The 21,268-nt window shown below is 63.0% G+C and carries 19 protein-coding genes; 5 read left to right on the top strand and 14 right to left on the bottom strand.

What is annotated here, in order from left to right:
- Nucleotides 1-72: 72 nt before the first annotated feature.
- The 3 genes from rpoH to RAD10_RS20590 form a co-directional block, all read right to left on the bottom strand.
- On the bottom strand, nucleotides 73-1,065 hold the full coding sequence (gene rpoH / locus RAD10_RS20580; RefSeq protein ID WP_461619001.1) for an RNA polymerase sigma factor RpoH: 993 nt from the start codon (nucleotides 1,063-1,065) through the stop codon (nucleotides 73-75).
- Nucleotides 1,066-1,193: 128 nt separating this feature from the next.
- Complete coding sequence (locus tag RAD10_RS20585) at nucleotides 1,194-2,618, bottom strand: sensor histidine kinase (RefSeq protein WP_461619002.1); 1,425 nt, start codon at nucleotides 2,616-2,618, stop codon at nucleotides 1,194-1,196.
- A 59-nt stretch (nucleotides 2,619-2,677) separates the two neighbouring features.
- The gene (locus tag RAD10_RS20590; RefSeq protein WP_091952673.1) at nucleotides 2,678-3,358 is read right to left on the bottom strand and encodes a response regulator transcription factor; all 681 of its coding nucleotides are present in this window, start codon (nucleotides 3,356-3,358) and stop codon (nucleotides 2,678-2,680) included.
- 495 nt (nucleotides 3,359-3,853) lie between these two features.
- Between RAD10_RS20590 and RAD10_RS20595 the strand changes: the two genes are divergently transcribed.
- Entirely contained in the window at nucleotides 3,854-4,099 is a 246-nt protein-coding gene (locus RAD10_RS20595) for a hypothetical protein (RefSeq protein ID WP_461619003.1), read from the top strand.
- Nucleotides 4,100-4,319: 220 nt separating this feature from the next.
- A complete protein-coding gene (locus RAD10_RS20600; protein WP_461619004.1) occupies nucleotides 4,320-4,724 on the top strand; it encodes a hypothetical protein in 405 nt (134 codons plus the stop codon).
- 111 nt (nucleotides 4,725-4,835) lie between these two features.
- On the opposite strand, the gene RAD10_RS20605 is transcribed toward RAD10_RS20600, so the two are convergent.
- From RAD10_RS20605 to RAD10_RS20650, 10 genes are all read right to left on the bottom strand, one after another.
- Nucleotides 4,836-5,597, bottom strand: coding sequence for an SDR family NAD(P)-dependent oxidoreductase (locus RAD10_RS20605; RefSeq protein ID WP_461619005.1), 762 nt, complete (start codon nucleotides 5,595-5,597; stop codon nucleotides 4,836-4,838).
- Between the two features lie 36 nt (nucleotides 5,598-5,633).
- The gene (locus RAD10_RS20610) at nucleotides 5,634-7,373 is read right to left on the bottom strand and encodes a nitrilase-related carbon-nitrogen hydrolase (RefSeq protein WP_461619006.1); all 1,740 of its coding nucleotides are present in this window, start codon (nucleotides 7,371-7,373) and stop codon (nucleotides 5,634-5,636) included.
- Nucleotides 7,374-7,389: 16 nt separating this feature from the next.
- The gene (locus RAD10_RS20615) at nucleotides 7,390-8,379 is read right to left on the bottom strand and encodes an acetamidase/formamidase family protein (protein WP_461619007.1); all 990 of its coding nucleotides are present in this window, start codon (nucleotides 8,377-8,379) and stop codon (nucleotides 7,390-7,392) included.
- Between the two features lie 31 nt (nucleotides 8,380-8,410).
- Entirely contained in the window at nucleotides 8,411-9,139 is a 729-nt protein-coding gene (locus RAD10_RS20620) for an ABC transporter ATP-binding protein (RefSeq protein ID WP_461619008.1), read from the bottom strand.
- A complete protein-coding gene (locus tag RAD10_RS20625) occupies nucleotides 9,132-9,848 on the bottom strand; it encodes an ABC transporter ATP-binding protein (protein ID WP_461619009.1) in 717 nt (238 codons plus the stop codon). Before RAD10_RS20625 ends, RAD10_RS20620 begins: the two co-directional genes overlap by 8 nt.
- Nucleotides 9,848-10,912 (bottom strand): branched-chain amino acid ABC transporter permease, encoded by a 1,065-nt coding sequence (locus tag RAD10_RS20630; protein ID WP_461619010.1) that lies wholly within the window; start codon nucleotides 10,910-10,912, stop codon nucleotides 9,848-9,850. Before RAD10_RS20630 ends, RAD10_RS20625 begins: the two co-directional genes overlap by 1 nt.
- Nucleotides 10,913-10,926: 14 nt before the next feature.
- The gene (locus RAD10_RS20635; protein WP_461619011.1) at nucleotides 10,927-11,799 is read right to left on the bottom strand and encodes an ABC transporter permease subunit; all 873 of its coding nucleotides are present in this window, start codon (nucleotides 11,797-11,799) and stop codon (nucleotides 10,927-10,929) included.
- A gap of 92 nt (nucleotides 11,800-11,891) precedes the next feature.
- A complete protein-coding gene (locus RAD10_RS20640; protein ID WP_461619012.1) occupies nucleotides 11,892-13,145 on the bottom strand; it encodes an urea ABC transporter substrate-binding protein in 1,254 nt (417 codons plus the stop codon).
- A gap of 11 nt (nucleotides 13,146-13,156) precedes the next feature.
- Nucleotides 13,157-13,822, bottom strand: a complete 666-nt coding sequence (locus RAD10_RS20645; RefSeq protein WP_461619013.1) for an ANTAR domain-containing response regulator — start codon at nucleotides 13,820-13,822, stop codon at nucleotides 13,157-13,159.
- Entirely contained in the window at nucleotides 13,819-14,979 is a 1,161-nt protein-coding gene (locus tag RAD10_RS20650) for a transporter substrate-binding domain-containing protein (RefSeq protein ID WP_461619014.1), read from the bottom strand. The genes RAD10_RS20645 and RAD10_RS20650 overlap by 4 nt, the downstream gene beginning before the upstream one ends.
- A gap of 653 nt (nucleotides 14,980-15,632) precedes the next feature.
- Here RAD10_RS20650 and RAD10_RS20655 point away from each other — a divergent pair.
- Nucleotides 15,633-16,769: a GNAT family N-acetyltransferase gene (locus tag RAD10_RS20655; RefSeq protein WP_461619015.1), complete on the top strand. Its 1,137-nt coding sequence runs from the start codon at nucleotides 15,633-15,635 to the stop codon at nucleotides 16,767-16,769.
- A gap of 27 nt (nucleotides 16,770-16,796) precedes the next feature.
- On the opposite strand, the gene RAD10_RS20660 is transcribed toward RAD10_RS20655, so the two are convergent.
- Nucleotides 16,797-18,020, bottom strand: a complete 1,224-nt coding sequence (locus RAD10_RS20660) for an FAD-dependent oxidoreductase (RefSeq protein ID WP_461619016.1) — start codon at nucleotides 18,018-18,020, stop codon at nucleotides 16,797-16,799.
- 466 nt (nucleotides 18,021-18,486) lie between these two features.
- Between RAD10_RS20660 and RAD10_RS20665 the strand changes: the two genes are divergently transcribed.
- Both RAD10_RS20665 and RAD10_RS20670 read left to right on the top strand, forming a co-directional pair.
- Entirely contained in the window at nucleotides 18,487-19,833 is a 1,347-nt protein-coding gene (locus RAD10_RS20665; protein WP_461619187.1) for a lipopolysaccharide biosynthesis protein, read from the top strand.
- Nucleotides 19,834-20,071: 238 nt separating this feature from the next.
- Nucleotides 20,072-21,247 (top strand): glycosyltransferase family 4 protein, encoded by a 1,176-nt coding sequence (locus tag RAD10_RS20670; RefSeq protein ID WP_461619017.1) that lies wholly within the window; start codon nucleotides 20,072-20,074, stop codon nucleotides 21,245-21,247.
- Nucleotides 21,248-21,268 lie beyond the last annotated feature (21 nt).

The following is a 21,268-nucleotide window of genomic DNA, read 5'->3' on the forward strand; positions in this document are numbered from 1 at the left end:
AATGAAAACTAATTCAGGACCTCTTGCCGGGACGACTGCGCTCGGCCGCGACCATCACCGGTTCTCGATCGCTCAGAGAGAAGTGAGTTCTTCCGGAGTGGATTCCGGAACGCCACGAGAATAATCGCACCGCGCGGGAGATACGCGTCCGCTCGATCCGAAAGCACGCGCCGCATTCTGCGCCGCCAGTACCGCGGCCCGTCTGACCCTTGCGAATGCGCAGATCTCGATCTGCCGGACCCGCTCGCTCGAGATGGAAAGTTCACGACCAAGCTGTTCGAGTGTGCGGGGGTGCTCAGCCAGCCGCCTCGCCTCCAATACGCGCCGCTCGCGCTCCGTAAGGACATCGAGTGCAAGGCGTAGCGCGTTGGTGCGACGCTCTGTCTGTTCCTGCTCGGCGATGACCGTCTCGGCGTCGATTGCATCGTCAACCAGCAAGCTCTGCCACTCGGCTCCCTCCTCGTCGCCTCCAACGCGCGCATTCAGCGAGAGGTCGCCGTTCAAGCGGGAGTCCATCTCGATCACGTCGCGCGTCGCGACGTCGAGCCTCCCGGCAATCATCTTGGCCGCCTCCGGCGTGAGGCCCGCCATCTCGCCGCCTGTCGCTCTCCTCATCTCGCTGCGGAGCCTGAAGAACAGCTTCCTCTGGGCCGTCGTTGTACCGATCCGGACCAGTGACCAGGACCGCAGGATGTACTCGTGAATGGTCGCTTTGACCCACCACACTGCATAGCTGGAAAACCGCGCGCCGCGGTCGGCCTCGAAACGTGAGGCCGCGATCACGAGCCCGAGATTTGCCTCAGCAATGAGATCAACCAGCGGAAGGCCATATCCCCTGTAACCTCGCGCCAACCTGGCTGCGAGGCGGAGGTGACTGGTGACGAGCACGTTGGCGGCGTCAGGATCCCGCGTTTCCTGCCAACGACGTGCCAGCCGCTGCTCCTGATCAGGCTGCAGCAGATCGTATCGCCTGATGGCTGCTGCGTAGGCATTGACCGCGCTTGCCGACGGAGTTCGGCCGAACGTCGAGGTCTTGTTTCTCACGATCACGTGACGAGTTTGCATCCGCTGCTCCCGCGCTCGAACTTGGCGAGTAAGCGTAAGAGGCCTTCGCGCGGAGCTGCCACTAAATTGGACTTGAGAATCCTGAATTCGTTTTCAGGCGGTCCGAGAGTCGGGCATCACCGCCGACGTCACGTCCGGTCAAGCCTCGCGTGACGCGCGATCCGGGATTGAGGTGCTGGGGCGCAGTCCCTTGTTGCTCCTGTCGAGACAAGGATCTCGACCCTCCCGCCGGGGGGCGGGCAAATGAGCAGTCTGAAACCGTGAAGCTTGACGATGGCAGCCACCAGGCTCAGTCCTAGTCCAACCCCAGGCGTGTGACGCATCTTATCCGAGCGATAGAAGCGTCGCAGCACGGCCTCACGTTCCTGCTCGTTGATACCAGGCCCGGTATCGCTCACGCGCACGCGCGCGGTCTTGTCGGCCGACACCAGCTCGAGCCTCACCATTCCGCCCGCGGGCGTGAACTTGACGGCATTGTCCACGAGATTGGCGACCGTCTCGAATAGCAGGTCGCGATCGCCCCATACCTGCACCTTGCGATCGATGGCGACGCCAAGCGCGACGTTCTTGTCTTCGGCAATGGGCTCGTAGACGTCGCAGACCTCGCGCAGGATCTCGTCGAGCGCGACATCGCCGAAACCGGCCATGCGGCGGTTGTTCTCGATCTCAGCCAGACGCAGCAACGCGGTGACGATTGCGAGCGACTGATCGATCCCGGCGACCGCCTTGTCGACGACCTCATGGAGTTGCTCCAGCGTGACCGCGTGCGTGCGGCCTCTCTCCAGCGCCAGCCGAGCACGGGTGAGCGGTGTCCTGAGATCATGAGCAATGTCGTTACCGACGCCAGTCAGGGCGTTGATCATCGTCTCCATTTCGTCGAGCATCCCATTGACGATGCCGGCCAGCCGCGCGAACGGATCATCCACATTGTCCTGTGGTAAACGCTCGCGCAGATCACCGGCCACGATCCGCCGAACCCGCTGGTTCACTTCCTCCACGCGCCTCTGGGCACGGATGCTCAACCCCGCTCCGGCCAGCAGGCAGAGGCAGAATGCCGGCAGCAGGCCGAGCGCGAGAGCCTGCCCCACCACACTCGATATCTCGCGCGTCTCATCGACATTTCTCGCCATGACCAGGATGGCGCCGCCACCCAGGCGCCTGGCCGCGGCTCTGACAACCGGATCGTGGTCAGTCGATTGCGTGATGCGATCGAGCCGCACTCCCTGCACCATCCCGTCGAACTCGAGCTCCGGCGGCACGCGCTCGATGTTGCCGGCGAGCCGGGCTCCGGCGGCGTCGAACAGTCCCGCGTACTGCACGCCCCTGGAGTCCTGTTCGAGGTGATCGGTGATCGCGTTGACACGGCGGGCCGAAGACAGTCTGGCCAGGAAGTCGATCTGCGTCGTGATCATCCGATCCGACCGGACGATCAGATAGTCATCGATCTTCCAATAGATGAATGCGAACAGCCCGACCACGAACATCGCAAAGGCCGCCGCCACCGCCAGGGCCCAGAGAAACGTGTTCGAACGAATGAAGTGAAACTGGCGCATCGATCCGACGCTCGATAGTCATGCAAACCATGCTCCCCGATTTCGGGATGCCGCGGCGGCTATTGACGCACACGCAGGAGGAATCCCGATCCCCGAACGTTATGGATGAGCTGCACCTCCCCCGGGCCGTCAACCTTGTGACGGAGCCGGCCCATATGCACGTCGATCAGGTTCGTGGTTGCAGGAACGAACTTATAGTTCCAGACTTCCTCGAGCAGCATCGCGCGCGTCAACAACTGGTCGCTGCGACGCATCATGTATTCGAGCAGGCGGAACTCTCGCGGCAGCAGATCGATCTCGCGCTCGCCGCGCCGCGCGGTCCGATCGATCAGGTCGAGCTCCAGCGGCCCGGCGCGCAGCGTGGTTTCTCGACTGTCGGTCGGACGGCGCAGCAATGCCTCTATCCGAGCGACGAGCTCGACGAGCGCGAACGGCTTGGTGAGATAGTCGTCTCCTCCCATGCGCAAGCCGCGCACCCGGTCATCGACCGCGCCGAGAGCGCTCAGCACCAGGACGGGCGTTCCGACCTCGTCCTTGCGCAGCGCCTCGATGACGGTCAGCCCGTCCATTCCGGGCAGCATGCGATCGACGATCAAGGCATCTGGACATGACGAGCGCGCCCGATCGAGACCATCGATGCCATCGGGCGACCACTGAACCTCGAAGCCACGATCGGCAAGCTCGGCGATGACCGACTCGGCGGTCTCGGCGTCGTCCTCGATCAGAAGAATCCGCGTCATTGTCCCGGTCCCACCTCCTGCGAGGCGCTTCGGCCTGCGGCGACGAAGCATGGGCTCGGCGGCTCTTGTCGTCATATTCCAAGCCCAATGCGCCCGAAGGCGCCGCGCTGAGCCTGCATGGGATGAACCGCTCGCCCTGCGGGGACATAGTCCGGCTCAGGATGGAACACCACTAAATAGCAATTCAGGAAGCCTGGGAGGGCGGCCAGCGACGGTGGGCGAGCAGAAAGGTGTGCTGTCGTCGTGGTCATCTCCCATCTCCGTCCGGGACTCGCGATGCACCATAGATATGTTCTCGATGGGTCCTTGTTACGCACAAGGATGGGATTTTGCGGCGAACATTGCGGATTCGCACGATCGTGGCTGCCACGCGAATAGAGATCACGGGCCGTTGAACTCCGGTGAGCATTTCGTGCGTTTTGTTGAGCCGCGATCGTTCGCACCTCCTCCGCGAGCCGGCTTGGTCTGCCTGCTGTCATCAAAGGAGAAGCCACAATGTCTACCCTCAAGCTCATATCGACCGGATTGATCGCAGTCGCCATGCTGGGAGGACCTGTCATGGCACGCGAACGTCATGCCGTCGCGCGACCGTCCTCCATGGAAGCCGATCCAGCGGCATCGAACGCATCCCTCTATCGGGATGGTCGCGCCTGCGTTCCGGCGCCGCGTGTCGGCGCATTTGCGACGGCGCCGTGGACCGGCGACAACGTCCCTTGTGAGCCGGGCACCGGAAGCTTCTGATCGCTACGGCTCTTGCGGCCGACCGGGCACCTCGGTCGGCCGACCGCATCACCTTGCCGATCGGCCCTTGTCTTCCTGAAACCGAATTTAGTGGGATTGACGAGCGCCGTTCCTATCTTCCTTTCATCACGAAGCTTGGCGACACCACGACGCTGAAGCGAACTGCAGGGATCGCCGAGCACCTCGATAGAAAAGGAGTGCTCCCATGAAACGAGTATTGATGATTTTAGCCACAGCGGCACTTGCCTCGACGTTGACCGTCGGGGTGGCCGAGGCGCGCGGCGGTGGCGGCGGCGGCCATGGTGGTTTTGGCGGCGGCGGCTTTGGCGGCGGACATATGGGCTTTGGCGGGGGAGCGCATTTCGGCGGCATGGCCCATGCCGGCGGGTTTGGCGGAGGATTTCATCCCGGCGGGACCGCGGCGTTCGGTGGCGGACACCGCTTCGACGGAGGCCATCTCGGTCTCGGCGATCACATCGCCCCCCGCGGCACAGGCTTCAGTCCCCACGCACTACATCAGTATGGTCGCTATCGGTCCGCGTATGGATTCTACGGCGCCTATCCCGACTGCTACGACTGGTACTACCTGCATCCCAACGCGCCGTTGCCGCTGAGCTGCGGCTAGTTTGCAAGCAAAGGCCCCTGCCTTCGGTCCGGATCTGGCCTGAGCCGATCCGGGCCGGCGGCCTCCTGACATTCATGCGACGACCGCCGCGATCAACGCGGCAGTGATACCTCAGAACTGCACACCGCGCGTCAGGGCACCGTCGACGACGAGGTTCGTTCCCGTGATGAAGCTCGCGGCACGACTTGCGAGAAATACGACCGCGTTGGCCATCTCCTGCGGGGTCCCCATCCGGCCCGTGGGATTGAGCGCAAGCGCCGTCTTGTAGAGCTCGGGATTGGTGTCCTTGATCGTGTTCCAGACCCCGCCTTCGAAATAGGTGTTGCCCGGCGACACCGTGTTGGCGCGGATGCCCTTGTGTGCAAGCTGATTGGCGAGACCTTGCGTGTAGTGGATGATGGCCGCCTTGAAGGTGCCGTAGGGGCCGGCCGCGAAATCGACTTCGCGCCCGGAAACGCTCGATATGGCGACGATCGCACCGGCGTCGCTCTTTTCCAGATAGGGCATGGCCGCATTGACCAGCCGGACCGTGCCCATCATGTCGGTCGAAAATTCCCTTGCCCAGCTTTCATCGTCCTGCCCGATAGCCAGCGCACTCACATTCGCCACGACGACGTCAATTCCGCCCAGTTTGGTCGCCATGTCGACCACCCAGGCCCTGAGCGCCACACCATCGGCAACGTCGACCGAAGCACCAAACGCCGCCACGCCTTTGCTCTCGAGCGCTGCAACAGTGCTGTCGACGTCCGCCTGGCTGCGCGCACAAATGCCGACATTCGCGCCCTCCGCCGCAAAGGTCTCGACGATCGCTCGACCGATCCCCTTGGTGCTGCCGGTGACGAGAACCTTGGCGCCCGAAAGTCCTAGATCCATGATCGGTTCCTTTTCTTTTCCTGCAGTCTCGCACGTTCAATGGTTATTCGCCACCGCCCTGACCAATCCGCGATAGCTGTGCGGCATCCGCATCGAAACGAGATCCTTTCGGCGCACGACATTGGTCGGATAAACGCTGTCGAGATTGGTGGTGTCGACCAGAGCCGTGGCAAGGCCCGTATCGTCAGCTGCAATCGCCTCGCGGCGCGGAAACTCGAACGTATCGGGGCCGAACACCCCGCTCAGCCCGGGATAGCCATGTTCGGGATCGAACACGTTGGCAAACGCCAGGAACACATTATTCTCGCCGGCGCGGACGCGAAAGTGATGCCAATGATGCGGATCGGCGCCGGTCGGAATCGGCGCCGACTGCTGGACCGCCGTCCCCGCATGTGGCGAACCAAAGGGGCCCTTGACTGCTGCGCAGCACGCGATGACGTCGCAGCCCCGAAGCGCGAGCACCCTCCCTGCTTCCGGAAACGCCGCATCGTGGCCGATCAGGAGGCCGATACGCCCGAACGGCGTGTCGACGACAGCCCAGTCATCGCCGGCCGTGGCCCAGCTCCGCTCCTCCTCCGTCAAATGCGTCTTGCGATAACGCCTGATCCTTCCATCCGGCGTGATCAGACAGGCACTGTTGTAAACGACGTCGCCCGCGCGCTCGGCCATCCCACAAACGATGTAGATCTCGAGCTGCGCAGCGAGCGCGTGCAGACTGTCCGTGGCAGGTCCCGGTATCGGCTGCGCCGATCTTGCCGGACCCGCCAGGCCGGTGATCGCGAGTTCCGGGAAGACCACGAGATTCGCGCCCTCGGCCTTGGCCCGGCGCGCAAGATTCGCGATCGCCTCGAGATTTCCGGAAACGCTGTCGCTCGGTGCGAATTGGGCCACGCTGACGCGCGAGCGCCTGCCTTCAGGCCAGGGCTCGTGACCATAGAGACCGAAAAACTCGCGCGGATTCCAGCTGAAAGTATCGGTCAGCAGCTCCGGATACAGCTCGGGCCGACGCTGAACGAAGACCGGCTCGCCGAGCACGCGGCGCGCACGAGCGATGTCGAGATCGATCTCGGCCAGGGCGAACCCGTCGCCCTTGTCGAGGACCGTGACCACCTCGCCATCCGGCGCGATCACACAGCTCCCGCCGCTGAACTGGACGGTGCGCTCGCACCCCCAGCGATTGCTCTCGATCACGTAACAGCCGTTCTCGAACGCTCGGCTGATCCAGTAAGGCGCCGGCGTTCGCTCCGCGAGCCAGTTGGAGATGTGGCAGATGACATCCGCGCCCCCCAGCGCCATCAGCCGCGCGGTTTCCACGAAATGGATGTCCATGCAAATGAGGAGCGCGATCCGCCCGATCGGCGTATCGAACACCTGGTTGTGCAGGTCGCCCGCTGCCGCCCATTTCGGCTCCGAGATATAGGGATGGGTCTTGCGATGGCGGCCGACGACGCCATCGGGCCCGATCAGGACGGCCGAGTTGAAGTAAATGTCGTCCTCGTCCGCTTCGGGCATGCCGACCACGACGTAGCAATCATGCTTGCGCGCAAGCGCCGCGAAGCGCTCGGTGGTCGGTCCCGGGACCTTCTCGACAAAGGGCCGAACCTCGGCCCGGTCGAACCAGCAATAGCCCGTGGTTCCCATTTCCGGCGTGACGATGAGCTTCGCGCCGGCCGCCGCCGCCTGTTCGCAGAGTTCGAGCAGGCGCGCGATGTTGCGCTCCTTCTCGAACATGGTCGGCTCGAACTGGACAGTGGCGACCTTGTGCACGCACGGCATGATCGACGTTCCCCCGTTAGCGCAGATAGGATTTCTTGATGGAGGCGCCGAGCGTGTATTTCGGATCGACCATGTTGCCGAGACGCACCCGTCCGGCCTGGGTCAACAGCATGTAGGCGTCGATCTCCTCGAAACCGTAATCCGCCGCCATCCAGCGGCACAGCTCGCGATAGGCGATGCGTGCGGCATCCTCCATCGGCCGGGCCGAGCCGATGGTCATGATGAAATCCTTGGTCTCGAGCCGCGGCCAGGCGATCGTCCAGCCTTTGATGAGATCGACCTGGACCGTGGTCACGGTCGGATGCTCGATCGCGACGCCGCAGAGTTCGCCGTCCCCCTGCGCGGCATGGCAGTCGCCGAGATAGAGCAGCGCGCCCTTGGTGTTGACAGGCAGATAGACGATGGCGCCGACGCCGACGTCCGGCAGGTCCATGTTGCCTCCGTAATAATCGGGGACGAGCGAGGAGATCGCCTCGATCTCCGGCGACGTTCCGATCGTGCCGATGAAAGGCTCATAGGGCAACGTGATCTTGTCGCTCCACTTGGTCCCGGTCTTCGGATCGATCACGAGCTTCTTCACCCGTTCCGGCAGCGCCGGGTTGAGCAACGCGGTCTGCCCCGTGCTGACGAGGCCGCCGAAGTCCGGCATGACTACGGTGGTGCCGCATGGCTGCGGCCCGCGCGGCACGATGCTCTCGATATAGACCGCGAGCGTGTCGCCCTTCTCGGCGCCGTTGACGTGGATCGGTCCATTCTGCGGATTGAGGAACGGAAAATTGAGAATCTTCGAAGGGCTGTCGGTTTCGTGCTTGATGGCTCCCTCGAAGGCGTCGTGGGTCTCGGCGGAGACGACCGCTCCGGGATCCACGGTCAGCACCGGATTCACGTAGGGGCCGTAGACATAGTGATACTTGCCCTGCTCGCTTTCAGTGATCGTGTACGAGGTGCCGCGCTCTCCCTTGGCCACGCCCTTGCGAGCCATGATCGAATCTTTGTGCCAGGACATTTTCTTTTCTCCTTCTGTCGTAGGCCAGCGTTCAAACGGCGAGATGGCGCCGCATCTCCGCTTCGTCGTCGAGCGCTGCGCGATCGAGATTTGCGACGATGCGGCCCTTGTCCATGACGTAGCAGCGCTGCGCCATGGCGCGGATCATGTCGAGGTTCTGCTCGACCAGAATGATGGTCACGCCCGTGCTGCGGTTGAGCTCAACCATGTTGCGCGCGATATCCTGGACGATGTTGGGCTGGATCCCTTCCGACGGTTCATCGAGCAGGATGAGATTGGGGTTCGCGATCAAGACCCGTCCGATCGCGAGTTGCTGCTGCTGCCCGCCGGACATGGTGCCGGCACGCTGGTGCCAGCGTTCGGCGAGGATCGGAAACGCCTCCACGATCCTGCGTCGGCCCGCCTCGGGAATGCCGCCGCCCTTGATCGCGGCGCCGACCGCGACGTTCTCGCCGACGGTCAGCCGTGGAAATACGTCGCGTCCCTGCGGCACATAGCCCATGCCAAGGCGCGCCCGTTTGTGCGCTGGCAGGGATTCCACCGCTTCGCCGCGATAGACGACCGAACCGCTCATCGCCGGCACGAGCCCGATCAGGCTCTTCATCAACGTGGATTTGCCGACGCCGTTGCGCCCGATGACGGCGACGATCTCGCCTTCCCGCACCTCGATCTCGAGGCCCTGGAGCACGGGCTTGCCGCCGTAGCCGGCGCGCAAGGCCAACGTCGAGAGGATGACCTCCTTGCGTGGCACATCAAGCATGGGCTTGCCCCAGATAAATCGCCGCCACACGTTCATCCGCCACGATCTCGTCGATCGAGCCCTGCGCGAAGACCTGGCCGAGATGCAGCACCGTGACACGCTGGGCGACCTGGCGGACAAAGGCCATGTCGTGCTCGATCGCGAGCACCGTCATGCCGTCCGCATTGAGCCGCTGCACCATCTCTCCGGTCAGATGGGTTTCCTCCGGCGACATGCCGGCCGTCGGCTCGTCCAGCAGCAACAGGCGCGGCTTCAGGCTGATCGCCATGCCGATCTCGAGCCATTGCTTCTGGCCATGGCTGAGATTGCCGGCCGTCTGGGCCTGCTCGGACCCGAGCCCGAGGAAGGCGAGCAGCCGGTCGATCTCCGCTTCGAGCTCGGCGCCGCGATGACGGATCTGAAGCGCGATCTCGAGGTTCTGGCGGACCGACAGACCCCTGAATACGCCGGGCACCTGGAACTTGACCGAGAGGCCGCGATGAATTCGCGCAAAGGATTTCAGGGAGGTGATGTTCTCCCCGGCGAAGAGAATTTCGCCGCTGCCGGGATGATGCTCACCCAGAATCAGACGGAACAGCGTGCTCTTGCCGGCGCCGTTCGGGCCGATCAGGCAATGGATTTCGCCGGTCTGGAGCGTGAGGTCGACGGCGTTGGTGACGTGTAACCCGCCGAAATGCTTGTTCAGCTTGCGCAGTTCGAGCAGCGACATCAGCCGGCCCTCTGCGTCAGGCGGGCGGCGAGCCTGCCGAGCCAGTTCATTGCGCCGAGCACGAGGCCGTTCGGGGCGATCAGCACCGTGATCACCAGCAGCACGCCCATGAAGACCAGCGCATATTGGCTGCCATAGATCGTGAGCGCCTGGAACGCAGCCAGCACCATCAGCGTGCCGATCACGGTCGACGTCAGGTCGCCGCGGCCCCCGACGGCGACCCAGATCAGCGGCAACGCCGCCGCCGTCATGCCCATGCTCGAGGGCGTGATGTACTGTCCCCACACCGTGTAGAGCACGCCGGAGAGCCCTGCGAGCGCCGCGCCGATGACGAAGGTGATGAGCTGGTATTTGCGCACGTCGTAGCCCAGCATCTCCGCTCGTTCCGGATTCTCCCGGATCGCGACAATGACGTTGCCGAACGACGAGTTCATCAGCATGCGCAGGCCCAGATAGACGAAGATGAGAAGACCGAGCACGAAGTAATAGAGGCCGACGTCCGCGAACAGCACGATCGGCTCACCCGGCCAGGGGATGGTCAGAGGCGGCATCGCGCTCATGCCGTTGAAGCCGTTCAGTCGCGCGCTGCCGATACGCCACTCCGGCCCTGCGGTCTGGGCCATGAATCGCTCCAGCATCAACGTCACGGCCAGCGTAACGATGCCGAGGAAGACACCGGCGATGCGGCCGAAGAACATGAAATAGCCGAGCAGGATCGCGAACAGCGCAGCGATCGCGACGGCTACCACCAGCGCCACCAGCGTGAAGCCATAGGCCGAGCCGAAATTGATGGTGAGGATGCCATAGCCGTAGCCTGCAATCCCGAAAAAGGCGGTCTGGCCGAACGACAGCGAGCCGCCATACCCCCAGATCAGGCACAGGCTGAGAGCGATGAACACCCAGACGAAGAAGTAAACCGTGTTGCCGACGGTGTAGCCGTCGCTCACCAGCGGATAAGCCAGGGCGACAGCGAGCACGACGGCGAACAGGCTCCAGAAGGCCGGACCGCGACCGACGGTCTGCGGTCCTTCGAGACGGCGAAACAACGAGAGAAAACCGGTCACGACGCCATCCCCCGTCAGGTGCGCTCGCGCAGCACGAAGCCGGAAATGCCCTTCGGCAGCACCCGAACGACGATGATGACGGCAACCAGGAGGCCGATTTGGCCGAACAGCTGCCCCTGCCAGGACGTCATCACCGATTTCACTATTGCAAGCACGCCGCCTGCCGGCGCGGTGCCGAGAAAGACATCGGCGCCGCCGATCACGACGGTGACGAACGCCTCCATGATGAAGGTTGCGCCCATGGTCGGCACCAGCGTCATGGTCGGCGCGTAAAGGCCGCCGGCAAGTCCGGCGAGCCCGGCTCCGCAGGCGAAGGTGAGGCTATAGATCAAACGCGTATCGACGCCGAGCGCCGCGGCCATGTGCGGCACCTGGATGGTGGCACGCGCCAGCACGCCGAAGCGCGTCCAGTTGAACAGTGCATAAAGCCCCGCCAGCACACCGAGCGCGGCGCAAAACAGCACGATGCGATAGATCGAATAGGAGTAGTCGCCGACCTGGAAGCTGCCGAACGGCGTGCCTACGCCTGCCATGGTCGAACCGACCATGATCAGCGTGCCTTGCGTCGCGATCAGGCTGAGGCCCCAGGTGGCGACGATGGTGTCGAGCGGCCGGTCGTAGAGATGGCGGATGACCACCAGCTCCACCACGACGCCGACCAGCGCCGACACGATGGTGCCGGCGAGGATTCCGAGCGGCAACGGCAGGCCAGCATGCACGGTCGCCGCCGTCACATAGGCACCACACATGATGAACTCGCCATGGGCGAGATTGATCACGCCCATCATGCCGAAGATCACCGCGAGCCCACAGGCCGAGAGCACCAGGAACGCGAAAGCGTCGCCGAACTGATAAAGTGCAGAGAAGACGAGGGTCGCAAGGTCCATGAAACAACCAGGATGTGGGAAGGCGCGAGACTGCCGTCGCAGATGTTCGGGGTTGCCCCGGCGTTCCGGGAACGCCGGGGCAACCGCCGCCGTCAGGGTTTCGGCGGAGGATTCGACGGCGTGTACTGGGCCATCGGATCCTTCTTGGTCAGATCGCAGCCGGCCTCGCCCAGCCAGTACGGCTTGATGTCTTCCCAGACTTTCGGGAACGATATCGCGTGATCCGCACCGACCTTGGCAAGATAGATCGTGTGCGACATGTGCTGGCTCTTCGGGTCGATGCAGACCTTGCCCTCCGGCGCGTCCATGCAGACGTCGCCGAGCGCGATCACCTTGCGGATGTCCTCGCGCTTGGTCGACTTCGCGCGCTCCACCATCTGCTTGTAGAGATAGACGGCGAGATAGGAGTTCTCCGCCTCCTGGTTGACATAGGGCTCGCTCGGGAATTTCGCCTTGAACTTGGCGTAGAACTCCTTGCTCTTCGGCGAGTCGATCTCCTCGATGTAGTTGGTGGTGACGTACATGTCCTTCAGGCTCGGCGGCTTGAAGCGCTTGTGCTCGTAGCCCTGACCGACGTTGACCGAGGAGGCCATTGGCAGGTTGACGTTGGCGGAGGCCGCCTGCTCGTAATAGGAGGCCTGCGCAGTACCGACCAGCAGGGTGACCACGAAGTCGGGCTTGGCCTTCTGGATGTTCTGTATGCTCTGGGAGAACTGCGACACGCCGAGCGGGATGAACTCCTCGCCGGCCATCTTGCCGCCGTTCTCCTTGACGATCTTGCGCACCCATTCCGCCGAGATCTGGCCGAAATTGTAGTCGGCGGCGAGCGTGTAGACGTTCTTGCCGTACTTCTCCATCATGTAGGGAATGAGCGTGGAGAACTGCTGCTCGGGCACCGCGCCCGTCACGATCATGTGGCCGTCGCAGACACCGCCTTCGTACTGGTTGTTGTAGAAGGCGAAGCCGTTGAACTGGTCGACGATCGGACGATACGCCTCGCGCGAGGCCGAGGAGAAGCCCGCGAACACGACATCGACCTTGTCGCGCTGGAGGACGCGCCGCATGAACTCCTGGTAGCGGGTGTTGTCGGATTGCGTGTCGTACGCGACGAGCTCGAGCGGCCGGCCCATGATGCCGCCGGCCTTGTTGATCTCGTCAGCGGCGAGCTGGATGGCGTGGACCTTGCCGATCGTCGCTGCGGCGAAGTCGCCGGACTGATCCTCCAGCACGCCGAGCTTGATCGGATTTTCCGCCGCGAGTGCCATTTGCGATCCGAGGGATGATCCGAGGACAAGCGTCCCCGTGAGGGCTGCGGCACGCAGCCCCCGCAATACAGACTTGCTCATTTTTGCTTCTCCTAGATGGCTTGCTTATTGCCGCCTTGCAGCGTGATGCCGGTTGTGCGGCCGGACGTATCAGGCGGCTTCGCCCGCTTGCTCATGAACTCCTCGCAATAGAGTTCCATGTTCTGCCGCGCGCGCATGCTGTCGCGGCGGAGCTGGGAATAGGCTCCCTCCTCGTCGAGGCCGTCTTGCTGCATCAGCAGGACGACCGCCCGGATCACCGCGCGCCGGCCGCGGCGGCGCTCCTCGAGGCTCTGAAGGCGCTCATACATCTCGGCGCGCAGCAGGAACTGGTTGATGCCCATGAACAGGGACGTGTAGACCGCGCCGCCATGCACGGGCTTACGCAGGAACGACGTTGCGCCGAGATTGACGAGCGCCTTGAGCCGGCTCGGTGCTTCGACGCCGACGAGGCCGATCACCGGCACCGGCGGCAAGCGCGAGCCGGGATTGACCTCGATCGCTACCGCGCCTTCGAGATCGCCGTCGATGAACAGGATGTCCCGCTCGGCCTGAAGGCTTGCGACATCAATCTGCGCACGACCGTCGATGATCTCCGGATATTCGGTGGAGACGCCAAGCTTGGCCAGCGTCGTTTCGAGCGCGCTCTCCCATCCGCCTCGCCGGGTGACGACGATGGCACGGCCGCCCTTGAAGTTCTGTAGCAGTCGGGAGCTCATGATTGCACCACCTTCAAAAGCGGAGAGCGCATTGCGCTGGCAAAGCGCGGTGACGACTGAACGAGATAGGGATCTGGCGCGATCGGCTCACGCGATTCCAGCAGCACTTCGAACTGCCCACTGACGGTCGACCGGCCGATCCGGGGCGTCAGCCAGGCGTGGAAGGTCTGGCGGTCGATGCGGACCTCGCCTTGCGGAGCGCACAGCCGCTGGTCTGCCACGGCGGCGCGTACCGTGCGGGCGTCGTCGGTGCCGGCTTGTGACAGGGCCGCGCCGAGCAGCTTGACGGCGATGTAGGACGCTTCGGCGTCTGCCGACGAGACCGGTCCATCCGGAAAGGACGTGGTGTAGGCGCGAATGAAGGTGCCGTTTTCCGCCGAGTTGAGCGAGGAGAAGTAAACACTCGAGGACAGATGTCCATCGACAGCATCCGGGCCGATCTCCGGCAATTCCGGCTCCGACAGCGTGCAGCTCGCGACCGGGATTTCAGCCGCCTGGTCGATGCCACGCGCACGGCAGGCGGCCCGGAACGCCCGGAAGAAGGCGTAAGCGCTGGTACCGATCAAATTGTTGAAGACGAAATCCGGACGCTGGTCGATGATCGCCGCGATCACCTGGTCGACCTCGGTGTCACCGACCGAGAGATACCGCTCGGCAAGCACGGTGCCACCGCGCGCGGCGAGTGCTTCCCGGAAGATGCGATTGTTTTCCCAGGCCCAGATGTAATTGGAGCCGACGCAGAAGGCGCGCGAGCCGACGCGGGATGCCAGATAATCGACGAGCGGCAGCACGTGCTGGTTCGGCGCGGCGCCGGTATAGATGACGTTGTCGGAGCTCTCGAATCCCTCGTAATGAGACGGATACCACAGCAGTCCGTCGAACTTCTCGAAGCAGGGAATCACTTCCTTGCGGCTCGACGAGGTGTAGCAGCCGACCACATGCCGGACGCCGGAACCGAGCAGCTCGAGGCTGAGCGAACGATAGCTCGCAAGGTCGCCGGCCGGGTTGACCACGACCGGCTCCAGCGCAATGTCGTCATGGCCCGCATTGATTTCGCGAAACGCGAGCAGCGCCCCGTTCAGCATCGAGCGCGCAACGACGCTGTACGAGCCCGTCGTCGACAGCATCACGCCGATCCGATAGTTCGTCCGCGCCATCACTCGTTCCAAAATAAAAAGGCGCCCACCGGCTGTTAAGCCGAGGGCGCCCTCGCCGCCAACCGAGCACGCAAAATCAGCGTGATGTTGGAAATGGTTGAAGCTCGTTGCGTTGACGGGCTGAACTGCCCAACGCTTGCATGATACGGTCGTTGAGATCAGTTACGAAGTCAAGCGCGTTATTGCAGCGAAGGCTGCCGCGATTCATATCGTGGTGCAGCAAAACTATGCAGTCGAGCTGCGGGCGCCGCTTCGATGCGGCGGGGATGCCAGGGCGCGCCTGAGTCCGGTCTCCAGACCTGAGGCGCGCTGTCGAAAGCTGCGTACCGAGCTGCCAGGAGGCCCACGCCCGGCCGAGAGCATCGTCGCTTGCCGCACGAACGACGGATGTCTCTGCCGGCTGTCGGTTTCGTTGGGGCGGGTGAACTTCAGCTGCCCGGAGCCTTGTCTGGCATCAGGCCGCCTCTGCACGATCTCATCCTGGGACCAAGCCCAAACGGCTCTGGGATTTAAGGATTTGGTAACGATACGAACGTGGTTGAGCGCGTTAATGCAAATCGCACACCGCCGGTGTCTAGCCCGTAACGACCCTGCTATAAAGCGTAGCCACGGCTCGATCGACTTCGCGAATTATCCGGTTTCCCTGATTGCGCATGAACAAACTTAGCAACACCTTCGACATCGTCATCGAGCAGGCGTTCGACTTTCTGTCTCCGGAATATGCCGAGCTGTTTGATCGCTCGGCCGCCACTGCGTTCCAGCATCCGATCTGGCTGCACAGCCTTTACACCAGGCTCGCTTCGGATGCGGGTGCAACACCTCTGGTCGTCGTGGTCCGCCACCGCGCGACGGGCACCCTTGCGATGGTGCTGCCCTTGCTCCGGATCCGGCGCGGCCCGATCCGAACCGTCGAGTTCGCCGACCTCCGCGTCTCCGACTATCTGGCGCCGGTTTGCAGCCAGAAAGTGTTTTCGCAACTGCTCGACGACGCGGACGCATGCGCGGAGATTCAGCGCCTCGTTCGACCTTTCGATCTGCTCCGGATGACCAAGCTGCCCGACGGGCGGCTTCCGATCGAGAACCTCCTGGCCGCATCGCGCCGCGTATCGATGGACACCAATGCCTACGCGACGGTTCTCGTCGCGCCGTTCGAGCAATGGCGGGCCAGTGCGATTGATCGCTCCTATCAGAAGGAGCTCGCAAAGAAATATCGTCAGCTCCAGAAGAAGGGCGCGCTGAGCTTCTCATGCTGCAACGACAGCGCCTCAGTGCTCGAAGCGCTGGATGTGATGAGGAAGTTTCGCGGTCCGCGCTTTCAGGCGCAAGGCGACGGAGATCTGCTCCAGCGTCCGGAATATTTCGGCTTCTATTCCGACGTGGCCCTTCGTGGTCTCGGCTCCTTTGTGCGTCTCTACGCCATGAAGATGGACGGCGAAGTGATCGCCGCGGTGCTCGGCCTCTGCCATCAGGGCAGCTTCCTCATCATCATGAGCGCCTTCGACATTGCCGGGTACAAGAGCCAGTCCCTGGGCGCGCTGATGTTCGAGCAGGTAGCGCGGGATTGCATCGAGCGCGGCGATCAGATGCTCGATTTCACCATTGGTGACGAACCATACAAGAAACTGTTCGGCGGACAGCCCTCGCCAATGTGGGCGATCACGAAAGCCGGCAGCACCGCAGGTGCCATCGCCCTGTTCGCGCTAAAGCAAGCTCCCTGGCTCAAACTGGCGGCCAAGCGGCTGTCGGATTTGCGGCTCCTGCCCGCCCGCACTCCAACTCCCACGCGCTGAAGGATGGCAGGCGAAGGGCCGCGAAACTCAGGCGCGCAACGCCCCGCGAACACGTCCGAGCCAGCCGGGATGCATTTGATCGACGCGGTGTGCCAGGCTGCGCCGCAGGAAGTGCAACCGGCGCCGAACATCCCAGCCGATATCGTTGCGTGACGTCAGGGCCTGGCGGAAACGCGCCATCTTCAGAGACTGCTGATCCGCCGCGATCTTGTCGCGATCGGAATAGAACTGCGTAATCTTCTCCTGGTCCATGCCTGGGGTCGCGAGCCACTTCGGAGCATATTCGGTGCACAGACGATCGACGTCCACCAGCAGGCGCGCGACGCCCGTGCCGGCGGCGGGACAATTGGTCTGGAACGCATCGCCGATGAGCACGATGCCGGGCTGGAGATGCCCCTCGACGACGGTCAGATCCATCACCCAGTTCTGGACACGGTCGGTGACGCGGAAATCGCCGAGATAGGGCCGCAATCCCGGCAGCAGACGCAGAACTGTCGCTTCCGGTTCACGACGCAGCTCGCGCATGATCGGATCGGTCGGGTCGCGGAACATGAAGAGATTGGCCCGCATGCCGGCGCGTACCGGAAACAGGCTGAGATAGTCGATGCCGTCGGCCGTGCGCTCGCCATAGCAGGTCAGCGCCTCGAAATCGAACGGCGTGCCATCGCGGCGGGCGATCGTGAAGCCGAACGAAACCGAATGGCGTTCGGCCAGAATCTGCCGCTTGATACCGAGTTTATAACCGAGAGCCGCCGCCATGCCCGTGGCGAGAACGACGAGACGCGCGGTCACGCGCCGTCCGGACGCCAGCTCGAGATGCTGGACGTCGTCGCTGCAGCTGATCGCGGTGACCTCGTCGACGATCAGATCGGATGGCTCGGGGATCCGGCTGCGCGCCATGGCAACGAGATCAGCATAGGGAAATCCGTAGGCCTGGCCGACGCTGACATCGACCACCTTGCCTTCCCGGATATTGAGCACCTGATCATATCGACAAGCGACATTCTCGAGCGCGTCGAGGAAGCCCAGCTTGCGGAGCATCGCCAATTGATGGCCGCCGATCTTTTCGACCCGGAACTCGTCCGGATAGACTGCCCGCTTGTCGATCAGGGCGATGCGATGCCCTGCCCGCGCCAGCACGGCCGCCGCAAGCGATCCTGCAAGGCCACCACCAACGATCGCGATGTCCGCAACGATCGTCGAAGTGCCAGCTGCGCCGATCGGCTCGGTCACAGTTCTATCCGCCGTCATGATCCAGGCTCCCACGGTCAACCAAAGCCGCACGTGCAATTCTCCGGCCTGATGTCGCATCGCAGGACCAAACGCGATCATTTCTCGGTATCGAGGTTAATGAAGCGGGGGAGCCGGCCGCCCAGACGAAAGCCGGCACGCCTCTTGCTCGGGATTCTCCGTAAATTCCGGCTTCTGGCAGTTCTGCGGTCGATCCCGGCGAGGCATTCCGCATTCAAGCGGCTTATCTCGCCTTTCTCGACCGTCGATGTGGCACTATGCCGTCAGCAGGCCTGAGCTGGCCTTGCTCTATTTGGGACAATGGGGACGGCGATGTTCCACAGTGAAGCAACCGGCATATCCGCGATATCGACGCCGCAGGCGAGATCCTGGATGCCCTGCATTAACACTCGCATTTTTTCGGCATGCTAGGTTGTCACCGATATCGGAACATGTCTCTTCAGGAGAGAGCAGCTCCTTAAACTTCATGATCAAATCCATCCTCCAGCTCATGCGGCGCGACGTCACGCGCGGTGTCGTCGGGACCATCCTGCTCAAGGTTGGTAGCGGCGCGCTCGCTTTTGCGCTGTTTTCGCTGGCGGCACGAACGATGTCGCCCGACGGCTTCGGTATCTTTGCGACCTGGCTTTCGGTTGCCCAGATCGCCGCCGTCGTGGGACTGGTCGGCCAGGAATCGTTGCTGGTGCGATTCCTGAACGAGTATCAGGTCGGCGACAGGCCGGATCTCACCAAAGGTGTCCTCTTATCGAGCTTCAAGATTACCTCGATCGCAATGCTGATTGTGATCGCCGGGATCGCCATCGCGGCGAACATGAGAGGCGACGGGTGGCTGCTCATACTTGCGGTGTCGGCTTACACGGCCGTGAATGCCGGCGTGATGCTCGGCAGCCAGATCGCACGCTCACTGGTCAGCATTCTCACGGGCGAAGGAAATCGCGAGTTCTTCTGGCGAGTCATCGTCGTCCTGTTTCTGCTCGCCATGCTGCTCGGTCATCGGCAACTCGATCCCGCCGAGTTGATGGCGGTGATGACAGTTGCCATATCGGTGGGCCTGGTTGCGCAGATCGTCTCGATCGCGCGCGTGCTGCCGGATTTGCGCGGTACGCCGGCGCGCTCCGAAACGTCCCGCTGGCGCTCGAGCGCCCTGCACTTCTGGCTTGCATCCATTCTTGAAGCCGCAAACCAGTATTTCGACGTCATTCTGGTGTACTGGATGCTGGATCCAGTGACTGCCGGCATCTACTTTGCCGCATCGCGCCTTGCCAATATCTTCGCCATGCTGTCTGCGGCGCTATACACGTTCGGAGCCCGCCGGCTTCCCTCGCTGTATTTCAGCAAGAACCACCAGGAGTTCGAGCGAACCTTGCAGCTGATGGCGGAGGTGACCGCGCTATGCGTTGTCGCCGGGCTCGCAACGATCTGGATCGGCGGCCCCTATCTCCTCAACCTGTTCGGACCTCATTTCACCGCGCAGCACTCGGTCTTGATCGTGCTAGCAATCGGGACGGCCATCCAGGCCGCAGGCGGCCCGTCTGCTGCAATCCTTCAGCTGACCGGCCACGAACGGATCTACGTTCCCGTCGTTGCTGCCAATGTCGCGCTGCGGCTCGTTGGATTTCTCATCCTCATTCCCTGGCTCGGCCTGCTTGGCGCGGCGATTTCGGCGACCGTGTCACTGGCGCTCGCGACCATTGCCCTGAACTTCCTCTGCCGCCGGCGAACAGGGGTGGATCCTTCGATCCTCGTGCTGCTGCGCTTCTCCGCCTTGAAGCGCGGCAATTACGCAGTGCGCGGCGCCGACTCCAGCGACTAGGCCTCAATCACGCCGTCGCCCGGTGGTCCGCGATCACGCGCTGGCCGCGCGCAAGGTCGATTGGTTAACGCGCTCGCTGCGCAGCATTCGGGAACCAGTGAAATGCCTGCGGGAACGATGTCGACTGCCAAGCCTGGCATTAACTCCGTTTGTTGCTAGTCGGTGTCCGCGCGATGCCCGCATGATAGGTACGGAGTTAAGAAGGTGAAGATTTCGTTTCTTTAGCGGGTCGGGATCGGTGCTCCACTATCAGCCGAATAAGGAATTGGGCGAGACGACCGCGACGGCACCCGCGCGGTCGAACGGCAGCGGACGAAAGCTGCACGTGCTTCTCGCGCAAACCCAGGCCGAGAACGCCGGAGCGCAGGAGATCTCCAGGCTTCTTGGAGCCGGGCTAACCGCGCGCGGCTACCGCGTCACCAATCTCTTCTTCTTCCGTAAATCGGATTCCTTCGATGAGCCGCCCGATACGCTCTATTGCGCGCCGAGCCGCCCGGGCAATCCGATGGCGCTGCTGCGGATGCTGTGGACACTCGGCCGCCATATCAGCACCATCAAACCCGACGCCGTCCTGACCTTCCAGCATTTCGGCAACGTCATCGGCGGCGGTGTGACGCGCCTCGTCAGCCGCGCACCTGTCATCGCCAATCAGGTTTCATCCGCGCTGTCGATGAGCTGGCCGGTCCGCACGGCCGACATCGTCATGGGTAGCCTTGGCTTCTTCGACCGCATCACGCTCAATTCGCAGGACATGCAGCGCGAATATTCGCGCTACCCCGCGGCCTACCGGTCGCGCATGGTGCATGTCCCGCACGGCTTCGACGACAAGGCCCTCACCCTGTCGAAGGAAGCCGCACGACAAAAGTTCAACCTGCCGCCGGATCGCATATTGCTCGGCTGCGCAGCGAGGCTGCATCCGCACAAGCGGCTCGACATGGCGATACGTCTGCTGCCGGACCAACCGTCCTGGCACCTCGCGCTCGCCGGCCAGGGAGCCGACGAGGCCCGGCTGAAACTGCTGGCGAATGAACTGAAGGTTTCGGACAGGCTGCATTTGCTCCGGGAGATTCCCCCCAGCCGGATGGCGGACTTTCTCGCCTGCCTGGACGTGTTCGTATTCCCGACACAGGCCGAGACCTTCGGTCTGGCCGCGGTCGAGGCTGCGAACGCCGGTGTTCCCTCCGTCGTCACCGATCTTCCCGTCCTGCGCGAAGTGTTGTCCTACGAAGGAAGACCGACTGCGCTCTTCGTCGACGCCTCCGATCATGCGAAGCTCTCTGCAGCCGTCTCCAGGCTGCTGTCGGACAAACATTTAAGCGACGAACTGCGACAAAACGCCAAAGGCCTGCGGCTGCGCTATTCGGTAGATGCCATGGTGGAGGAATACGTTCGGATTCTCGGCCAGGTCATTTGACCTGATACGTTGGAATAGATT

The sequence above is a fragment of the Bradyrhizobium sp. 23AC genome, assembly GCF_054863025.1.